General features: G+C 69.1%; 19 protein-coding genes. 6 read left to right on the top strand and 13 right to left on the bottom strand.

Annotated elements, in window-relative coordinates; translation table 11 throughout:
* Window positions 1-93: 93 nt before the first annotated feature.
* Together LR394_RS00195 and LR394_RS00200 are read left to right on the top strand one after the other, a co-directional pair.
* Window positions 94-1,386, top strand: a complete 1,293-nt coding sequence (locus LR394_RS00195; RefSeq protein ID WP_231438230.1) for a geranylgeranyl reductase family protein — start codon at window positions 94-96, stop codon at window positions 1,384-1,386.
* The gene (locus LR394_RS00200; protein ID WP_231438231.1) at window positions 1,386-1,814 is read left to right on the top strand and encodes a hypothetical protein; all 429 of its coding nucleotides are present in this window, start codon (window positions 1,386-1,388) and stop codon (window positions 1,812-1,814) included. Before LR394_RS00195 ends, LR394_RS00200 begins: the two co-directional genes overlap by 1 nt.
* Here LR394_RS00200 and LR394_RS00205 read toward each other — a convergent pair.
* On the bottom strand, window positions 1,805-2,728 hold the full coding sequence (locus LR394_RS00205; RefSeq protein ID WP_231438232.1) for an SGNH/GDSL hydrolase family protein: 924 nt from the start codon (window positions 2,726-2,728) through the stop codon (window positions 1,805-1,807). The genes LR394_RS00200 and LR394_RS00205 overlap by 10 nt on opposite strands.
* 205 nt (window positions 2,729-2,933) lie before the next feature.
* Here LR394_RS00205 and LR394_RS00210 point away from each other — a divergent pair, with 205 nt between their 5' ends.
* Entirely contained in the window at window positions 2,934-4,004 is a 1,071-nt protein-coding gene (locus LR394_RS00210) for an NUDIX hydrolase (RefSeq protein WP_231438233.1), read from the top strand.
* On the opposite strand, the gene LR394_RS00215 is transcribed toward LR394_RS00210, so the two are convergent.
* The 11 genes from LR394_RS00215 to LR394_RS00265 all read right to left on the bottom strand — a co-directional run bounded on the left by LR394_RS00215 (window position 4,001) and on the right by LR394_RS00265 (window position 15,642).
* Complete coding sequence (locus tag LR394_RS00215; RefSeq protein WP_231438234.1) at window positions 4,001-5,095, bottom strand: substrate-binding domain-containing protein; 1,095 nt, start codon at window positions 5,093-5,095, stop codon at window positions 4,001-4,003. The genes LR394_RS00210 and LR394_RS00215 overlap by 4 nt on opposite strands.
* Window positions 5,096-5,112: 17 nt before the next feature.
* Window positions 5,113-5,721: a GTP-binding protein gene (locus tag LR394_RS00220; protein ID WP_231438235.1), complete on the bottom strand. Its 609-nt coding sequence runs from the start codon at window positions 5,719-5,721 to the stop codon at window positions 5,113-5,115.
* Window positions 5,705-6,154, bottom strand: coding sequence for a DUF742 domain-containing protein (locus LR394_RS00225; RefSeq protein WP_231438236.1), 450 nt, complete (start codon window positions 6,152-6,154; stop codon window positions 5,705-5,707). Before LR394_RS00225 ends, LR394_RS00220 begins: the two co-directional genes overlap by 17 nt.
* Window positions 6,151-6,597: a roadblock/LC7 domain-containing protein gene (locus LR394_RS00230; protein ID WP_231438237.1), complete on the bottom strand. Its 447-nt coding sequence runs from the start codon at window positions 6,595-6,597 to the stop codon at window positions 6,151-6,153. Before LR394_RS00230 ends, LR394_RS00225 begins: the two co-directional genes overlap by 4 nt.
* On the bottom strand, window positions 6,597-9,071 hold the full coding sequence (locus tag LR394_RS00235; protein WP_231438238.1) for a HAMP domain-containing sensor histidine kinase: 2,475 nt from the start codon (window positions 9,069-9,071) through the stop codon (window positions 6,597-6,599). The genes LR394_RS00230 and LR394_RS00235 overlap by 1 nt, the downstream gene beginning before the upstream one ends.
* A gap of 106 nt (window positions 9,072-9,177) precedes the next feature.
* A complete protein-coding gene (locus LR394_RS00240; protein ID WP_231438239.1) occupies window positions 9,178-9,756 on the bottom strand; it encodes a hypothetical protein in 579 nt (192 codons plus the stop codon).
* A gap of 560 nt (window positions 9,757-10,316) precedes the next feature.
* On the bottom strand, window positions 10,317-11,093 hold the full coding sequence (gene pstB / locus LR394_RS00245; protein ID WP_231438240.1) for a phosphate ABC transporter ATP-binding protein PstB: 777 nt from the start codon (window positions 11,091-11,093) through the stop codon (window positions 10,317-10,319).
* A 37-nt stretch (window positions 11,094-11,130) separates the two neighbouring features.
* Window positions 11,131-12,030, bottom strand: coding sequence for a phosphate ABC transporter permease PstA (pstA, locus tag LR394_RS00250; RefSeq protein WP_269328506.1), 900 nt, complete (start codon window positions 12,028-12,030; stop codon window positions 11,131-11,133).
* A gap of 5 nt (window positions 12,031-12,035) precedes the next feature.
* On the bottom strand, window positions 12,036-13,010 hold the full coding sequence (gene pstC, locus LR394_RS00255) for a phosphate ABC transporter permease subunit PstC (RefSeq protein ID WP_231438242.1): 975 nt from the start codon (window positions 13,008-13,010) through the stop codon (window positions 12,036-12,038).
* A 188-nt stretch (window positions 13,011-13,198) separates the two neighbouring features.
* Window positions 13,199-14,308, bottom strand: a complete 1,110-nt coding sequence (gene pstS / locus LR394_RS00260; RefSeq protein WP_231438243.1) for a phosphate ABC transporter substrate-binding protein PstS — start codon at window positions 14,306-14,308, stop codon at window positions 13,199-13,201.
* Between the two features lie 680 nt (window positions 14,309-14,988).
* Window positions 14,989-15,642, bottom strand: coding sequence for a hypothetical protein (locus LR394_RS00265; RefSeq protein WP_231438244.1), 654 nt, complete (start codon window positions 15,640-15,642; stop codon window positions 14,989-14,991).
* A gap of 239 nt (window positions 15,643-15,881) precedes the next feature.
* Here LR394_RS00265 and LR394_RS00270 point away from each other — a divergent pair, with 239 nt between their 5' ends.
* The 3 genes from LR394_RS00270 (at window position 15,882) to LR394_RS00280 (ending at window position 18,254) form a co-directional block, all read left to right on the top strand.
* Window positions 15,882-16,130, top strand: coding sequence for a hypothetical protein (locus tag LR394_RS00270; protein WP_231438245.1), 249 nt, complete (start codon window positions 15,882-15,884; stop codon window positions 16,128-16,130).
* A gap of 114 nt (window positions 16,131-16,244) precedes the next feature.
* Window positions 16,245-17,480 (top strand): hypothetical protein, encoded by a 1,236-nt coding sequence (locus LR394_RS00275; protein ID WP_231438246.1) that lies wholly within the window; start codon window positions 16,245-16,247, stop codon window positions 17,478-17,480.
* Between the two features lie 33 nt (window positions 17,481-17,513).
* Window positions 17,514-18,254: a hypothetical protein gene (locus tag LR394_RS00280; RefSeq protein ID WP_231438247.1), complete on the top strand. Its 741-nt coding sequence runs from the start codon at window positions 17,514-17,516 to the stop codon at window positions 18,252-18,254.
* A gap of 5 nt (window positions 18,255-18,259) precedes the next feature.
* Here the strand turns inward: LR394_RS00280 and LR394_RS00285 are convergent, their stop codons facing one another.
* The gene (locus LR394_RS00285) at window positions 18,260-19,165 is read right to left on the bottom strand and encodes an ABC transporter permease (RefSeq protein WP_231438248.1); all 906 of its coding nucleotides are present in this window, start codon (window positions 19,163-19,165) and stop codon (window positions 18,260-18,262) included.

The raw sequence follows: 19,165 nt of genomic DNA on the forward strand, positions 1-19,165 counted from the left end.
CCAACTGGGGACGTTTGAACCGTCGCCTATGTCTGTCTTGACCGGGGTGCCCCCGACGCAGGCTCACGCCTGCGTTGGGGGCACACTTAGGGCATGACTGACCAGCTGCCGACGTCCACCGATCTGCTCGTCGTCGGGGCCGGCCCGGCTGGTTCGGCCGCAGCGGCCTGGGCCGCCCGCTCAGGGCTCAACGTGGTGCTGGCCGACAAGGAGACGTTCCCCCGCGACAAGACCTGTGGGGACGGCCTGACCCCCCGCGCGATCGCCGAGCTGGACCGGCTCGGGCTGTCCGAATGGCTGGCCGATTTCCCGGTGAACCGCGGCCTGCGCGCCTGCGGTTTCGGCCAGGAGCTGCAGCTGCCCTGGCCGGGCGGATCGCTGCCGGGCCGGGGCTCGGCGGTGCCGCGCACCGTTCTGGACAACCGGATCCGCGAAGAGGCCCTGGCCTCCGGCGCCCGCGGGGTGGAGAACGCCCGCGCGATCGACGTGCTGCGCGACGGAAACCGGGTGATCGGCGTGGTCTTCGCCGGCGGGAAGGACAAGCCCAACTTCACCATCGGCTGCCGCCGCCTGGTGGTGGCCGACGGCGTGCGTTCCCAGCTGGGCCGGGTGCTGGGCCGGGAATGGCACCAGAACACCGCTTTCGGGGTGGCCGCCCGGGCGTACATCAAGTCCGGCCGCAGCGAGGACGAGTGGATCACCTCGCACCTGGAACTGCGGGGGGCGCAGAACGAGCTCCTGCCCGGCTACGGCTGGGTGTTCCCGCTGGGCGACGGCGAGGTCAACATCGGAGTGGGTGCGCTGGCCACCGAAAAGCGGCCCGCCGACGTGCATCTCAAGGACCTGATCGGCGTCTACGCCGGACTGCGCCGCGACGACTGGGAACTCGAGGGCGAGCCGCGGGCGGTGCGCTCGGCGATGCTGCCGATGGGTGGCGCGGTGAGTGGTGTGGCCGGGTCCAACTGGGCGCTGATCGGCGATGCCGCGGGCTGCGTGAACCCGCTGAACGGTGAGGGTATCGACTACGGCCTGGAGACCGGCCGGCTGGTGGCCGAGCTGTTCGCGGCCGGGGCCGGCACCGGGCGGGGTACGGGGCGCAGCTACGCCGACCTGAACAAGGCCTGGCCGGCCACGCTGCAGGAGCACTACGGCACCTCGTTCTCGATCGCCCGCCGGCTGGCCACGCTGCTCACCGTGCCCGGGGTGCTGAAGTTCGGCGGGCCGGTCGGGATGCGCTCGAACTACCTGATGACGATCGCGCTGCGGGTGATGGGCAACCTGGTCCTGGAAGAGGACAAGGACTACGTGGCCCGGCTGTGGCGCAACGCCGGACGGCTTTCCCAGCGTTTCGACGACCGGGTGCCGTTCGGCCAGATCCAGTACTGATGACCGGGATCAGGGCCGAGTTCCGCTACACCGCCGACCGGCAGTACCAGGTGGTGGTGAGTGCGCGGGGGCGGACGCTGGTCAGCGAGCCGTTCGCCAAGATGGAAGAGACCGGGCGCACCGCTGATTCGCTGGCCACGTTGCTGACCGGCAAGACCGCGGCGGAGATCTCCTGGGCGCGCAACCCGGCACCGCCTTGGCTGAGGCCGGGGCAGTTCGTCCGGACGAGCGGGATCCCGGAGGACGAGCAGCCCCCGGAAGCCGCTGTCGTTCTGGAGTTCCTGCCGTACGACGGCGTGATCGTCAACGCGGTCGAGAGCGGGATCGGGATCTATGCGCCCGACGAGCTGGACGATGCGGCGCGGTTCTCGGCCGAAGAGCTGCAGCTGCTCGAGCAGAGGAAATCGGGCCTGCGGCTTCAGGACTGAGCGGCCAGCAGTTTCGGCAGGCGGGCCTCGGCGTAGGTGGCCATCGCGGCCATGCCGGCAGCGTTGGGGTGCACGCCGTCCTTGGTCAGGCCCTTCTTGAAGCGGCCCTGGGCGGTGCCGAGCACGGTGTAGGTGTCCAGCAGGGGCACGCGGTGGGCCTTGGCGTACTTGCGGATCGCGGTGTTCAGCGCCAGGGCCTGCTTCGGAGTCCGGTGCCGGGGCGCGACCGTGCACAGCACCACCTGGGCGCCGCTGTCGGCGATCCGAGTGACCAGCTGGTCGAGGTTGCTCATGGTCTCGGCCGTGCTGGTGCCGTAGTTCATGTCGTTGGTGCCCGCCATCACGGTGACCACCTGCGGCTTCAGCGCCAGCACGTCGGTGTCTAGGCGTTCCAGCATGCCGGCCGTGGTGTCGCCGCGGATGCCCGCGTCGCGGCAGGTGTGCAGCACACCGGCGCCGCAGACCCGGCGGAACCAGGAACCGGCCCGGTAGGTGATCGAGTCGCCGAGGCCCACGGTGAGCCGGAGCGGGCCGTCGGTGCGCTCCGGTGGGGCGACGATCAGGTCGGGCAGGCTCTGCCCGCCGAAGGTGATGACACCGCTGTCGGTGGAGGCCGCGCGCTCGGCCGCCTGGCGGGCCTTCTCGCCGATGGCGGCAGTGGTGCCTTCCAGCGTCTCGCCAGGGGTGGCTTCGGCGGGGATGGTGCCTGTCCCGGTCTGAGTGGGCGCGGCTTCAGCCGATGAGAAGCCGGGCTCGCTCGCGGCGGGCGTGGCCGGTGCGGGTGAGGTGATGGTGACGGCGGGTGGCGCTGCCACTGCAGCGGAGCCGTTCCCCGCGGGGAATCCACCGCTGACCACGACACCGACTGCTACACCGGCCGACAGCAGAACTGCCCCGGAACCTAACCTGCGCACGATCCGCCACCATAGCCATCTGCGCAACTTTTTGTGCCGATGCGCGACTTTGAACAAGGTTTGCCCAATGTGAGCCTGCCCGCACAGGTTCCGGTCTCCTTCCGTTCAGACCCCTCCGTATAGGTCCGAAACGCTCTGCGCCCCCGTGATCTTCGGCCTCCGGGGCCGACGCGCCCCGCCCGGGATGATCTGCCATAGTCACAGGGTGAGTCGCCGCCCCACCCGCTCGTCACCCCGCTCGGCGAAGGGCAAGAGGAAGGCGCACAAGCCGGCCCATGCCCCCCGCCGCAGCCGCCGCCCGTCCTCTCCGGCTCCCCCGGCCCCCGCGGCGGTGGTCTCGGCCGGCGCCCTGTGCTGGCGCCGCCGGGAGGGGGTCCTCGAGGTGCTCGTGGTCCGCAGCGCCCGCTGGGGCGACTGGTCGTGGCCGAAGGGCAAGATCGAGCCCGGCGAGACGCTGCCCGAGTGTGCCGTGCGGGAGGTCGAGGAGGAGACCGGCGTGCGTCCGTTGCTCGGACGTCCTTTGCCCTCGGTCGGCTACGTCCTGCCGGACGGGCGGGACAAGACGGTGGCGTACTGGGCCGCGCAGGTGCTGCACACCTCGGTGCGGACGGCCGACGCCGACGAGATCGCCGAGGTCGCCTGGCTGCCGGTGGCCGATGCCCGCAAACGACTGACCCGGCCGAGTGACCTGCCCCCGCTGGAATCGCTGCTGCAGTACTCGGTGGCCGGGGAGCTGGACACCCGGGCGCTGATCATCCTGCGCCACGCCAAGGCCCGGTCGAGGGCGAACTGGCCCGGTACCGAAGGAGACCGGCCGCTGACCTCGGTCGGCCGGTCCCAGGCGAACGCTCTGCCCGGGCTGCTGGCCGCCTGGAACGCGGACAACGTGCTGAGCTCGCCCTGGGCGCGATGCATGATGACGCTGCTGCCCTACCTGCGCGTGCGAAATCCCGCGGCGGATCCCTACCAGGGGGTGGAGGTGCTGCCGCTGCTGTCCGAGCAGGGCCTGCGCAACGATCCGGAGCGGGTGCCGGAACTGCTGCGGGACATCATCTTCCGGCAGGCCGGGAGCTGGCTGATCTGCACCCACCGGCCGGTGCTGGAGTCGGTGGTCGGGACGCTGGCCGAGGCCTGCAGCCCGGCCGCCCGGGAGGACCTGCCCGCGGCCAACCCCTGGCTCGGCACCGGCGAGGCGCTGATCGCGCACATCGCCGGGGCCGAGGAGGGGACGGCCGAGATCGTCGCGGTGGAGCGACTGCGGGCCGAGACCGGTTAGGACATCAGGGCTTCGGCCTCGTAGTAGCCGCTGTCGACCAGCAGCGTCTTGTAGTTCGAGGCCTCGATCGCGACCGGGTACAGCAGGTACGTGGGTACCTTGCCCAGCTCGTTCTCGAAGAACTCTTCCTCGTTGACGATCGGCTTGGTGCCGGTCAGCATCGCGTTGCCCTGCTCCACCGCCACCTTGGCGAGCTCACGGGTGTCCTTGAAGATCGTCCCGGCCTGCTCACCGGCGATGATCGACTTCACCGAGTCGAGCTCGGCGTCCTGGCCGGAGACCACCGGCAGCGGCTTGTCGTCGGTGCCGTAGCCGGCTTCCTTCAGGGCGTCGATGATGCCCAGCGACATACCGTCGTAGGGCGACAGGACCGCGTCGACCTGCTGGTTCTGGTAGTTCTCGTCGAGGAGCCGGGTCATCCGCTCCTGCGCGACCTCCCGCAGGTAGTCCTTGGTCGTCATCTGGTTGAACCTGCGCTCACCACTGACGATCTTGATCTTGCCGGACCTCAGGTACGGCTGCAGGATCGCCTTGTTGCCGTCGTAGAAGTCCTGGGCGTTGTTGTCGGTCGACGAACCGGCGAACCACTCGATGTTGTACGTCTTGTCGTCGTCCGCGTCCAGATCCAGCCGGTCCACCAGCAACTGGGCCTGCATCTGGCCGACCCGGACGTTGTCGAAGGTGGCCTGGTAGTCCACTTCCGACTCACCGGTGAGCAGCCGGTCGTAGGCGATCACCTGGATGCCCTTGGCCTCGGCGGCCTTCAGCTGCTCGGTCAGCGCCGAACCGTCGACCGCGGCGATCACCAGCAGCTTGTCGCCCCGGTCGATCATCCCCTGGATCTGTTTGGCCTGGTCCTCGGGCTTGTTCTCGGCGTACTCCCGCTCGGTGTTGTAGCCCATCGCCTCGAACTGCTCGATCATCGCGTCGCTGTCGGCGACCCAGCGCGGCGAGGTGGTGGTCGGCATCGAGATGCCGATGGTGGCGCCCTGGTTGGCGTACACGCTGTCGGCCGGGATCTCGTCCGAGCCGCAGGCGGTGAGGGCGAGCGCCAGACCGGCGCTCACCATGCCCGCGAGAATCTTCCGCACTGCTTCGTCTCCTGGTCTCAGCGCTGGCTACGGGCCTTGGCCCGGGCCAGGATCCGGCGCAGCAGGGTCAGGACCACGGCCTTGACCTGCTCGCGGTCACGCGCGTCGACGGCCACGACCGGGACGTCGGGATCGACGTTGACCGCGTGCCGCACCTGGTCGAGGGTCATCGTGGGGCGGCCCGCGAACGAGTTCACCGCCACCACGTACGGGAGCTTGATGCTCTCGAAGTAGTCGAGCGCGACGAAGCAGTCCTCCAGCCGGCTCGGGTCGACCAGGACCACGCCGCCCAGGGCACCGTCGGCCAGGTCGTTCCACATGAAGCCGAAGCGGTCCTGCCCGGGCGTGCCGAACATGTAGAGGATGATGCTCTCGTCGATCGTCACCCGGCCGAAGTCCATGGCCACCGTGGTGGTGGTCTTCTGGCTGGCCACGCCCGCGTCGTCGATCCCGACCGAGGCCGAGGTCATCGGCGCCTCGGTGCTCAGCGGGTCGATCTCGGACAGCGCACCGACCGTGGTGGTCTTACCCACGCCGAAGCCGCCGGAGATCAGGATCTTGACCGGGATCGGCGGCCGCTTGGCCGGGGGCTGGCCCATCGGCCTGGCGTCAGAGTGCAGAGACACCGTGAATCAACCTCTCGATGAAGGCCACGTCGTCGGCCAGCGAGGCCGAGGACGCCGACTGCTGAAGAACCCCCGCGGCGACCAGGTCACCGGCCAGAACCTGGACGACCCCGATCGGCAGCCCGATCCGGGCCGCCACCTCGGCGCAGGCGACCGGGCGGTCGCAGGCGCGCACGATCATCATCATCTCGGTGGACCAGGTGCGGTCCGGCTGAACCTGACGTTCGTAGATCAGCAGGGTCTCGATGCCGATGTTGGCGGCGCCGCCCCCGGTCCGGCCGCCGGTGATCAGGTACGGCCGGTTGTGCCCGCCCGGGGTGTCGTCAGCGGTGTTGTGGAACCGCTCCTCGCTCTCGAGGCGGATCTCCCGGCCGAGGAAGGGACGGCCGAAACTCTCCTGCGGCTCGTCCTCGTAGTCGTCGTAACCGCTCACAGCGCCAGGTTCGCCTTGAGCTCGGTGATCAGCTCCGGGGTCAGCAGCACGCCGACCCGCTCGACCAGCATCGCGGTCTCGTAGCCGACCAGGCCCAGGTCGCACTGCTGGGCGGTGACCACGCCCAGGCAGGCCCGGCCGTTGATCATCGAGCAGAGCAGGTAACCGCCGGAGAACTCGATGATGACCTGGGTCAGGCCGCCCTTGTTCAGCAGCCGGCTGGCGCTCTGGGCCAGCGTGGTCAGGCCGGAGACGGTGGCGCCCAGCTTGTCGGCGTCACCCCGCTCCATCCGGACCGACATCGCCATCAGCAGACCGTCGGAGGAGACCCCGATGATCTGCTCGACGCCCGCGGTCTCGCGGACGAAGTTGTCGAGCATCCAGCTCACGTTCTGCGCGGCAGGACTCAGCATCGTCGTGGCCCCGTATCCGTTCGGGCTCATCAGTAGCTCCCAGTGGTGTCTTCGTCAGTGGCGTGGATCCGGCCGGTCTCCTGCGTGGCCCGGTTGGTGGCGGCCTGCAGGTTGGACAGCTGGCGGCCGATGCCCTGGGCGTCGCGGGGAAGACCCCGGAAGGCCCCGCCGGTGTCGGTCTCGATCTCGTGGAGCTGTGCGCCGCGCACCCGGCGGACCGGCGCCGGGGCGGACGGGTTCTGCGGTTGTGCCTGTGGTGCGTGCTGCTGCTGGTGCTGCGGCGCGACCTCAGCCTCGGTGGCGGGCCCCCGGCGGGCGGCTTCCACTCCGGACTGAAGAGAAGACATCTGTGACCTCACGCGATTCGGATCGACGGACTGAGCACCCTGGTCCGCCGAGGCGGGACCGAGGTCTCCGAGCTGCGCCCCACGGACCCGGCGGACCGGACCCGGGTTCTGCTGCCCCGTCGGCTTCATCGGCGACACGGACTGGGACACGGACGAGGGCCGGGCCGGCAGCTCGGGCATCTGCATCGGGCCGGTGGCCGGAGCGGGGCTGCGGCGGGCGGCGGCCTGGCCGGACTGCAGCGAGGACATCTGCGAGCGCACCAGGTTCGGGTCGACCGGGCGCGGGGCCTGGTCGGCCGCGTTCGGGGCCAGGTCGCCGAGCTGGGCGCCGCGCACCCGCCGGCTCGGGCCGGCCGCCGGGCTTACGGGCGGCATTCCCGGACTGTGCGCTGATCCGGCTGCAGCAGCGGCGGGAAAGGGCGCAACCACCCCAGCCGCAGGCTGCTCGGGGTAGGAGTTGCCGGAGCCGGGCAGGCTCGGCACCGCGGGAAGGTTCTGCCCGGAGCGGCTGCCGGCGGCCGGCGCGTTACGCCGCGGCGTGGGCGCCATCGAGGCCGGGGCGGCGGAGGCGGGGCTGGCGGCCGGGGCGGGCGCCGAGGTGAGCATCGGCACCTCGGTCACGTCGTGGAACGTGGCCGGCAGCTTGGCGTCGCTGATCACCGCGGCCGGCACCAGCACCTGCGCGGTCAGGCCGACCTGGTCGGAGGGCAGCAGCCGGACCACCATCTCGCGGCGGCCGGCGATCCGGCCGACCACGTGCAGGCCCAGGACCTTGGCGTCCGGACGGCGCTGACCGGCCTGCGAGATCCGGTCGTTGGCCTCCTGCAGGTCCTCGTCGTTCATCCCCAGGCCGGCGTCGATCACGTCGAACTGGTAGCCGCCCGGGATCAGCCGGCCGACCACCTGGACCTGGCGCTCGCGCGGGGAGAAGCGGGTGGCGTTCTCCAGCAGCTCGGCCAGCATGTGGGTGAGGTCGGCCGCGACCGAGCCGGAGACCTTGGCGTGGTCCATGTGGTGCACGGTGACCCGGTTGTACTCCTCGATCTCGGAGAGCGAGGCGCGCAGCACGTCCTGCATGGCGATCGGGTGCGACCAGGTACGGGTCTGCTTGGCACCGGCCAGAACCAGCAGCGACTCGGCGTTACGCCGGATACGGGTGGTCAGGTGGTCCAGGCGGAACAGCTTGTCCAGGGCGTTCGGGTTGGACTCGTCACGCTCCAGCTCGGTCACGTAGCCGAGCATGCGGGTCATCAGGCTCTGGTTCCGGCGGCCCAGGTTGACCAGGGTCTCGGCGTTGGCCTGCTCGTTACGCCGCTGCTCCAGGGCCAGGTCGACGGCGCTGTCCTGCAGCGTGTTCAGGGCGCTGGCCAGGGTGGCCAGCTCGTCGCGGGTGGTGACCTTGAACTTGGGCAGCTCGGGGGCCGGGGAGTCGGCGGGCATGCTGCCGATCTCGGCCACGGCCTGCGGCAGACGTTCGTTGGCGGCGCCCAGGGCGGCCTCGGTCAGGTAGCGGACCGGGCGGGTGATGCCCCGCACCATCAGGAAGGCGGTGACGGTGGCGAGCAGGAAGACCAGGACCCCACCGATGTAGATCTGGGTCAGCCGGGCGTCGGTGGAGGCGTTCTGGTCGGCGATCAGCTCGGCGGCGGAACGGGTCCGGTAGTCGGCGATGACGTTGACCAGGTCGTTGGGGAACTGGTCCAGGCCCTCGACCGAGGTGCTGATCTGCTCGCTGCGCTGGTAGTCGGACTGCACGAAGGCGTCCAAGGCGGCCCGGTACTGGGTGTTGACGGCGTCGTGGGTGCTCTGGAACTGCACCAGCATGGTGCGCAGACGCGGGTCCTCGGCCTCGACGTTGGCCAGCAGCTCGTCGTTGAGGCGGGAGACCTCCTCGACCTGCTCGTCGTAGGTGGCCCGCAGCCGGTCGTAGTCGGCCTTGGTACGCGCCTGCAGCAGGATCTGCTGGAAGGCCGACACCTGCTTGCCGAACTCGACCAGCATGGTGCGGGAGGCCTCACGCTGTTCGATGTTGCCGTCGATCAGGTCCTGGTACTCCTTGGAGGTCGACGCCAGCTGGGCCGACAGTACGAGGATCGTGACCAGAACCGCCGCCAGGAGCGCACCGACCAGTAGGCCGAGCTTCTGTGCGATCTTCATCGATGAACTCCTGTTGCGCCGGTAGGCGCCGGGATCGGGCGTTGCATGGGTGCCCGGGCGGGGGTGGACCCGGGCAGGGGACGGGGAGGTGCGGGAGCGGGGTGGATCAGACCCGTTCGTCGTACGGCGGGTCGGAGAAGCCTTCCCAGAGCAGGGCCGCCAGGTCGGACGCCACCAGGTCCTCCTCTTCCGGTTCACCGGCAGGAGAGGGCGGCAGCGTCGTCGCGGCCGCGATCTGGGTGATCGAGACCGGGGCGGTGTCGAACAGACCGGGAGCGCCGGGGGCGGGCGGCACCGGTGTGCCGTTGACCGGTGAGACCGGGTTCTGCGGGGCCGGCATCGTCATCGACACCGGGGGCTGGGGCGGGGCCTCGGCAGGCCGGTAGGGGCCGTCCTCGTGCGCGATGACCTGGACCCGGACCTGGTTGTGCAGCTGCTGGATCCGTACGCCGGCCGGAGCGGTGGGCAGCGCGAGGACGACGTCGAACGTGGGCCGTCGCGCCGCCAGGGAGGCGAGCGAGGCCAGTGAGGCGCGGAAGGACCCGTCGAAATCGAGCTGCTCGACCGTCATCCCGGCACTGTCGGCAATGATCGCGACCTGCTCGCGGATGGCCAGCTCGAGATCCCGGACCCGGTCCAGCCGCTGCTGCATGATCTGACGGCGGCCCATGATGTCGCTAGCCACCGAACTGCCCTCGCATCTTCGCTACTCCCTGATCGGAACGGCGTCACCTGAACTGTCCGAAGCAAGCATTTGCGGCCGGGCACGGGATTCGGCGGGCGCGGGGCAGAGCTCAAGCTTCAGATGGATAAATACCACCGAAAGGGTCGCAGCAGGCCGCGAATGGAGTATTTGTTGTAGCACGGTAAAGGCGCGCCCACCTTGCTCGCAAGTGCCCAAATGGAGCAACACAAGGTCAACTGTGCAATACGTTCTGTCATACCCAAAGGCAAAGGCGACATTTCATCGATCTTCACGGGAATTTCGATGTCTATACGCGGTCGACGAATTACTAACGGTCACGGGAGTCGATGCAGCCGGGTGTTAGCGGCTGTTTAGAATGGAGTCTTTTGGCATTTCCTGCTGCACCGCCACTGCCCCGGATCCTCCACCCCCTGGACAGGACTTTGGACGACACCCGTCGCCTAAACCGCAAACGACGGACGGTGCCGTCCCCTCCCGAGGGGCCGGCACCGTCCGTTGCTGGTGATCTTTCCTGACGAGCAGCGCGCCAGGGACGCCGATCAGCCGAAGCGACCCGAGATGTAGTCCTCGGTCGCCTTCTCGGCCGGGTTGCTGAAGATCTTGTCGGTGTCGTTGATCTCGATCAGCTTGCCCGGCTTGCCGGTGGCGGCCAGGTTGAAGAACGCGGTGCGGTCGCTGACCCGGGCGGCCTGCTGCATGTTGTGGGTGACGATGACGATCGTGAACTCGGTCTTGAGCTCGTTGATCAGGTCCTCGATGGCCATCGTGGAGATCGGGTCCAGGGCCGAGCAGGGCTCGTCCATCAGCAGCACCTGCGGCTGCACGGCGATCGCCCGGGCGATGCACAGACGCTGCTGCTGACCGCCGGACAGGCCCGCACCGGGCTTGGCCAGCCGGTCCTTGACCTCGTTCCAGAGGTTGGCGCCGCGCAGCGACTTCTCCACCCGCTCCTGCAGGACCTTCTTGTTCTTCTCGCCGTTCAGCCGCATGCCGGCCGCCACGTTGTCGAAGATCGACATGGTCGGGAACGGGTTCGGCCGCTGGAACACCATGCCCACGGTGCGCCGCACGGCCACCGGGTCGACGTCCTTGCCGTACAGGTCACGGCCGTTGAGCTGGACGCTGCCCTCGACCCGGCCGCCGGGGATGACCTCGTGCATGCGGTTGAGGGTGCGCAGGAACGTGGACTTGCCGCAGCCCGAGGGGCCGATGAACGCGGTGACGGTGCGCGGGTCGACGGACATCGACACGCCCTCGACCGCCTTGAACGCGCTGTAGTAGACGTTCAGGTCCTTCACATCGATGCGCTGGGCCATCAGATGCACTTCCTAACTCGTGGAGGGGGCGGTGGCCCTAGCGGGAGACCTTGTTGAAGCGGGAGATCAGGCGACCGGCGATGTTGAGCGCCATCACCAGGATGATCAGCGTCAGCGCAGCGCCCCAGTAACGGTCGTAGGCGGCCTGGACCACCTGGTCGCGCTCACCGTTGATCATCGTGGGCAGCGCCGCCATGAACCCCTCGAACGGGTTCATGTTGATCGCCTTGGACGGCGGGCCGAGGATCAGCAGCGGGGCGGTCTCACCCATGACCCGGGCCAGGCCGAGCAGGACGCCGGTGACGATGCCGCTGAAGGCGGTCGGCAGGACCACCTTCATGATCGTCTTCCACTTCGGCACACCGAGCGCGTAGGAGGCCTCACGCAGCTCGTTCGGCACCAGCTTGAGCATCTCCTCGGTGGAGCGGACGACCACCGGGATCATCAGCAGCACCAGGGCCAGGCAGACCGCGAAGGCGACCCGCTCGAAGCCGAAGGTGGTCACCCACAGCGTGTAGATGAACAGCGCGGCCACGATCGAGGGCACACCGGTCAGGATGTCGACCATGAAGCTGACCGCGCGGGCCAGTTTGCCCCGGCCGTACTCGACCAGGTAGATCGCGGTGAAGACCCCGATCGGCACCGCGATCACCGCGGTGATGGCGGCCTGGATCAGCGTGCCGATGATCGCGTGGTATGCACCCCCACCCACGGTGCGGGCGGTGATCCCCCGCTGGGAGTTGGTCCACCACTCGGGGTTCAGCAGCGCCCCGGCGCCCTTGCTGATCACGGTGTAGAGGATCCAGACCAGCGGGATGACCGCGATCAGGAACGCGGTGTAGACCGCGACGGTGGCGAGCTTGTCCTTGACCGCCCGCATCGTGTTCGGCTTGTCGATCGGCGAAGCCGGGGCGGGGGACACGGTGTCCTGCGTCAGCGTGCTCACTCGGAGAAGGCCTTCCTGCGCTCGATGATGACCCGGGCCGCGGCGTTGACCAGGAAGGTGAGGATGAACAGCATCAGACCGGCCGCGATGAAGGCCCCCACCTTGGACGAGGACCCGAACTCGGCCGAGTTGTTCGCGATCTTCGAGGCGAAGGTCTCGCCACCGGCGAAGAGCGAGAACCGGAAGATGCCCGGGTTGGTACCGACGATGATCATCACCGCGACGGTCTCACCCAGGGCCCGGCCCAGGCCGAGCATGGAGGCGGAGATCACGCCGGGGGTCCCGAACGGGATCACCGCGGTGCGGATCATCTCCCAGCGGGTGGCGCCGAGGGCCAGCGCACCTTCCTTGTGGGTGGAAGGGGTCTGGGCGAAGACCTCACGGGAGATCGCCGTGATGATCGGCAGGATCATGATGGCCAGCACGATCGAGGCCAGGAACACGGTTCCGAGCGAGACCGGTCCCTCCAGCAGGACGGTCCAGCCGAAGTGCTCGGCGAGCCAGTCCTGGAAGCCCGTGGTGTACGGCCGGAACACGTAGAAGCCCCAGATGCCGTACACGATCGAGGGCACTGCGGCCAGCAGGTCGACCAGGTAGGCGGCCGGCGAGGCCAGACGCTTCGGTGCGTACTGGGTCAGGAACAGCGCCACCAGGACCGCGATCGGGACGGCGATGATCATCGCCATCAGTGAGGAGACGACGGTGACGTAGAGCAGGTCGGGGATACCGAAGCGCATGCCGCTGTCGTTGACCTCCCAGACCCGGTCGAACAGGAAGTTCGCATCGTTCTTGAGCAGGGCGGGGACGGCCTGGCTGAGCAGGAAGCCACCGACCGCGATGACCAGGACGACGACGAAGATGCCGGAACCGGTGGCGAGACCGCCGAAGATGCGGTCGCCCCGCCTACCGGTGGAGGCCTTGTCGCCGGAAGGTTCGGCGTCTAGCTCGGAATGGCCGGTGATGGTGGACATCCGCGGATCCTCGGGGGTTTAGGGGGCTTACGAACGGGGGACGGTACCAAGCCGTTTCCACCGGCTCTGAGGTGCCCGATCCGAACGAACGTCAGCCCCACGTCCCCGGTCCACCCACGAATGGGCGGAACCGGAGGCGTGGGGCGTCAGTCCTTACTGTGGTGCTACGTGACGCTGGGAGCTCAGGTTCAGGAGATCGCGTCGATCGCCGTGTTGACCTTGGTGGCGATCTCGGCCGGGATCGGCGCGAAGCCGGCCTCCTCCAGGGTGCCCTGGGTCTCGTCGCTGGCGAAGTGCTTCAGGAACGACTTGACCAGCGTGGTCTTGTCGGCGTCGAGGCCCTTGGAGCAGACGATTTCGTACGTCACCATGACGATCGGGTAGGTGCCCGCTTCCTTGGTGGCGTAGTCCAGCGACAGCTTGAGGTCGTTGCCCTCACCGGCGACCTCGGCGGCGGCCAGCGCCTTACCCGCGGACTCACCGGTCAGCTCGACGGCACCGGCGCCGTTGTCGATCTGGGCGACACCCAGTTGGTTGTCGGTGGCGTAGCTCCACTCGACGTAGGTGATGCCACCCTCGACGTTCTTCACGCCCTGGGCGACACCGTCGGACTTGGTCCGGCCCTCACCGGCGGTACCCGGCCACACCTTCGACGGCTCGGCGGTCCAGGCCTCCGGGGCGGAACCGGACAGGTACTTCTGGAAGTTGTCGGTGGTGCCCGACTCGTCCGAACGGAAGAACACCGAGATGGCGGTGCTGGGCAGCTCGACACCCTCGTTGAGGGCGGCGATCTTCGGGTCGTTCCAGTTCTTGATCTTGCCGAGCATGACCTCGGACAGCACGGTCGGGTCGAGGGTGAGGCCCTCGACGCCCGGCAGGTTGTAGGCGATCGCGATCGGGCCGGCCACCAGCGGGAGGTTCCAGGCCGGGTTGCCGGCGCAACGCTCGGCGGCCTGGTCGGTCTCGACGACGCCGTCGACGGCCTCGTCCTTGAGCGCGGAGTCGGAACCGGCGAAGTCGACCTGCTTGGCGATGAAGTTCTTCACGCCGTCGCCGGAGCCGGTGGCGTTGTAGTTGACCGTCGCGTCCGGGTTGTTCGCGCTGAAGCTGGCGATGGCCTCGTCGATGGCGTTCTTCTGGGCCGAGGAGCCCTCGCCGTTCAGGGTGCCGCTGACCGAGCTGCCCGTGTCAGAGCCGGTGTCACCCTCGCCGCTGTTGTTGTCCGAGCCACAGGCGGTCAGCGCCAGGGCGCCGGCCAGCGCCACGCTGGTCAGTGCAACGTGCTTGGGGAGCTTCAAGAGGATTCCCTTTCATGGAGCCGGGATCGAAGCCCAGCCAGTTCTGCAGGCGCTGCGATCGGCGCGGCGCCGGGGCACGGTTGGATGCCCGCCACAGACCGTAGGCAGGCGAGGTGAAGCGATCTGCGGACGATGGTTAACGCGCGCCAAACGAACCTTCGACATCAGGCAAAGGCACCTCGACCGGCGAACGACTTCCAAGTGAACGCCACCCGGGGAGAGCAAAAGCAAACCACGCTCCGTGAGCCATCCTGACCGACTCGACCGGATTCGGGACCTTTCACGGCCTCATGGAACGACTTCTTGGCAACGGAGAGTAGACGTCACGGACTGGGGGCTATGCGTGACCGGATCGTAATGATTCCGGCCGCGGAGCGCGAGGTCAGGAGCCCGGCAGGAGCCCGGTGTCGGATGTGATCCACTGCGCTGCAGAGCTTTTGGATCAAATGAGAAAAATCGAGGGTGATGCCGTAGTGGCACCACCCTCGACCTGCGGTTCTTGAGGCGCCGGACCGGGAGCACCTCTCGGTGCAACGGCCGCTCGAGGCGGCTTCAAGTGGGACCCGGGGCTACCGCGGCCCGACGCCCGGTGAGACCCCGAAGGGCGTCACCAAGGTCTATTAACTCATGTTTGCCGGACAGGTGTTCCCTGACCCGTCCCGGGGGCGTGTTGGCTTGCCCTAGCTCAGTTCGCCGTTGCGCCACATCTTGGCCGCGAGCTCCAGTTCCGTGCCGGTACGGGCCAGTCCCCCGGCCCTGCGGGTCAGCTCGCTCCCGGGGGTGGCGTCGGCGTCCAGGGAGGGCTCCAGGTCGGCGTGGAGGGCCCAGCCCGTGGCCACCACGTGGCAGAACGCGGCCGCCCGCTCCAGTGCGTCGGCCAGGTCGCCGGTGAAGGCGCCGCCGAGGATCGCGTCCGACATGTCCTGCACCTCGGCCGGCCCCGGCGGATCTGCTACCCCCGCTACGGCCTCGTGCACCGGCGCGCGGTGCCGCCCGATGTCGAAGGCCCGGGCCATGCCTACTGCGTCGCGCCGGATGCCGGCCTGGAGGGCGTAGATGCGCCAGAGCGCCCCGGGCAGGGTTTCGGCGGGGCGGGCCGACCAGAGCTCCGCGATCTCGTCCAGGCCGTAGATGTCGGCCAGGGCCACGATCCGGGCGGTGGCTTCCGGGTCTCCCCCGCCGCGAGCGTGGTCGACCAGGGCGGCTGCGGTGCGATGGGCCGCCTCGATGCGCTGGATCGGGTCAGGGTCTCCAGGGAAGGTGTCCATCACCCCCGGACTGAAAAAGGCCGGGCGCCGGGGACGGGGGTGCGCACCAGATCGATCCGAGGTCATTCGGACCATGCTTCCATCGCCGGGGCTGCGGCGCAGCTCACCGCCTGGGCAACGAAGTTCACACCAGAGGACGGGGTGGTTGCCTGCTGTGGTGGGAATAGGCCGTCCGGGGTGGCTGGGTCAGCGGAAGGGGCCGTTACCCGGCGTGGGTAACGGCCCCTTATGTTCAGTCTTCTTCGTCTTGCGGTTGGGAGGGAGTGGCCCCTACCGCGGCCAGAGCGGGGACGTGGTGGGTGGTTGTGCTCTCCCCTGCGGACCGGATGACCGCCCGGGACACGGGACTGGGCGCCGGTGAGGCTGTCGCGGATGGGGTGGTCTGCGCGGTGGCCGGGGTTGGTTTGGTCTCCGGGGTGGGGGCTGTGGCGCTGGGTCCAGTTACGTCTGGGGACGCCGGCGGTTCGGCACTCGGGTTGCTCGCCGACGTGGTGGTCTCCTCGGCGATGGATGCCTCATCGGACGCCTGGGCCGGGTTCAGGCCGTCCAGGTAGGAGCTCTTCGCCCCGGGCTTCTGGGCCTTGGGTTGCTGGGCCTTGGGTTGCCTGGCTGCGGGCTTCTGGGCTGCGGGCTTCTCTGTTCCGGGCCTTCGGGCTGTGTGCTCTTGGGTGCTGGTGCTCTGGGCCTTGCTCTTGGGCGTGCCGGTGCTGCGCCGGGTCGGCCTGGACTCCGTGCGCTGCGACGGGATCACCGCGCTCGACGCCATCGTGGCGGTACCCGGTGTGGCCGTAGCCCGCCTGGTCGTGGTGGTGGCCGACTTGGTCTTGGTTGCTGCCGAGGTGGTCCGGGCCGGGCTGGCGCTCTTGGCCGGGTCCTTGGTTCCGGATCGGGTTGATGTGGTGCGGCGGGTGCTCTGCTTTGAGGCCGGCCGGGTCGAGGCGCTCTTCTTGGCTGCGCCGCGAGTGGCGGGACGCGTGGTTGTCGCCTTCTTCGTGACTGACGCAGCACTGCGCGTCCGTTGGGACGCCGAGCCGGAAGAGGCGGTCTTCGCCGAGGCCACTCTGGCCGGTGGGCTCGTACCCGCGGCTGTCTTCGTGGCCGTGCGTGAAGATGCGGTCTTCTTGGCCGCCGGGCGCGAACCGGACGCCTTCTTCGCGGCGGTGCGCGAGGACGCGGTCTTCTTGGCCGCCGGGCGTGAGCTGGGCGCCTTCTTCGTGGCCGGGCGCGTGCTGGTGGTCTTCTTCGCGGCTGTGCGGGGCGAACTGGTCTTCTTGGCCGCCGTTTTCTTGGTGGTGGTCTTCGCTGCCGAGCGGACGCCGGAGGCGGTCCTGCTCGCCGTGGTCTTAGCGGCCGACGAGGACGTCTTTCGCGCCGCAGTTTTCGCTGCCGGACGAGAGCCGGCGGTCTTCTTAGCGGCCGGACGCGTGGTGACGCTCTTTCGGGCTGTGGTCTTCTTCGCAGCCGTGGTGGTGCGGGCGGTGGTCGTCCTGGCCGCTGTCTTCTTGGCCGCCGCTCGAGTGGCAGTCTTCTTTGCGGTGGCGGTGCGCGTGGTCGTCTTCGCGGCCGAGCGAGCCGAAGTCTTCTTGGCGGCCGCACGGGTGGAGGCAGACTTCGTCGCCGGACGCGTCGAAGCCGCCTTCTTGGCCGCCGGGCGGGTGGCAGTCTTCTTCGCTGTAGCGGCGCGCGTGGTCGTCTTCGCAGCGGTCTTGGTCGCCGGACGCGTTGTCGCCTTCTTCGCGGTGGCAGTACGCGTGGTCGCCTTGGCAGCAGTCTTGGTCGCCGAACGCGTTGCCGCCTTCTTCGCGGTGGCAGTACGCGTGGTCGTCTTCGCGGCAGTCTTGGTCGCCGAACCCGTCGTCGCCTTCTTCGCGGTGGCGCCCTTCTTCGCAGCCGTAACCTTCTGAGCAACAGCGGCCTTCCGGACCGCGGGCGCCTTCTTGGCCGCGGCCGTCTTCCGCGTGGTCGTGCTCTTCTGCGCAGTAGCAGCGCTCGCCGGGGACGCAGTCCTGCCCGCCCGGGTAGAGGCAGTCTTGGCCGCAGCAGAAGCAGACTTGTTGGCCGAAGCCACGCTTCGCTTGGCCGCAGCAGTCCCAGCCGCCCGAGTACCAACCCGTGCAGCCGCAGTCTTCCCCGCGCGGGCCGAAGCCGTCTTCGCAGCGCCCGAGGCCGACCGGTTCGCCGAAGCCACGCTGCGCTCAACGGTAGTGGCCCCGGCAACACCCGAAGCCGCGCGCCGGGAAGCAGTCTTGGCCGCGGTCGTGGCGGACTTGTTGGCCGAAGCCACCTTCCGCGCCGTGGCCGCGCTCGCGGCCGGCTTGGTGGTGGACCGGGTGGTCGCGGTCTTGCGGGCCCGCGTGGTGGCGGTCTTGGCCGCGGCCGAGGCACTGCGGTTCGCCGAGGCGATGCTGCGCGCGGATCCGGTCTTGGTGGCCGCCGCCGAGGTGGACTTACGGGCAGGGCGAGCAGCAGTTGCCGTCGCAACCGGCCGGGCGACCCGGTCGCCGGCCGGCTGCGTCGCCGCGGTGGTGTTGTTCGAGGGCACTGTCGCCTCCTGGGTGAGATCCGGAATACGTCCGGATTCTGTGTGGCTTTCGCGACAACAGGTCGCGCCACTACATCGGCGGCTTGACAACCGACTTGACCCGTTCGGCCGAGGTTTCCTGGCCAGTGACCGGTAGACCGGTCAGCTGGTGACGTCCTTGCCCTCGAAATGCCACCAGGCCCAGGCCAGCAGCACCACGCTGTACCCGATCGACCACAGCGCCCCGCGCACCATCGAGTCCCAGACCAGCTCCGCGCCGAGCACGTCGGTCCAGGCCAGCGAGTAGTGGGTGGGCAGGAACCGGCGCCAGTCGCCCAGCGCGGTGATGGTGTCCAGGATGTTGCAGACGATCACCAGCATCACCGCGCTGCCGACCGCACCGAGCGGGGCGTCGGTGTACACCCCCACCAGAAAGGCCAGGGCGGCGACGAAGAGCAGTGAGATGCTGATGTAGCCGACCGCCACGGCCAGGCGGAAGGCCAGTTCCCAGCCCGAGATCGAGCCGCCCAGCGGAGTTCTCAGCGGGGCCCAGCCGTAGAAGGCGCCGCCGACCAGGTAGGACATCAGCGGCAGCAGGGCCATGGCGAAGAGGCAGTAGCCCAGCGCCACGCCGAGTTTCCGGCGTAGCAGCACCGAACGTGGCACCGGGACGGCCAGAAGGTAGCGCAGACTGGACCAGCTCGCTTCGCTGGCCACCGTGTCGCCGGCGAACAGCGCCACGACCACCACCAGCAGGAAGCCGGAGCTGACGAAGAGCGTGAACACGGTGAAGTTGGCCGCGCCGCTGGTGGCCAGGTCGACCAGCGCGGTCTGCGGGTTGCCGCGACCGGGCTCACCGAAGCTGAAGGCGGCGACCAGAATGAACGGCAGCAGCGCCAGGAAGCCGAGCGAGATCTGGGTGCGGCGGCGGGTGAGTTGCCGCCGGGCCTCCACCCCCAGCCGCAGCGTCCGGCGGGCCCGGTAGCCGGGGGCCGAGCCGTCCGGGCCGCTTTCCCCGGTGAAGGCGGGAATCCCTTCCAGCCCTTCGGAATGTCCGGTCGCGGGCAT

The organism is Kineosporia babensis (assembly GCF_021129305.1).
GTDB classification, from domain to species: Bacteria; Actinomycetota; Actinomycetes; order Actinomycetales; family Kineosporiaceae; genus Kineosporia; species Kineosporia babensis.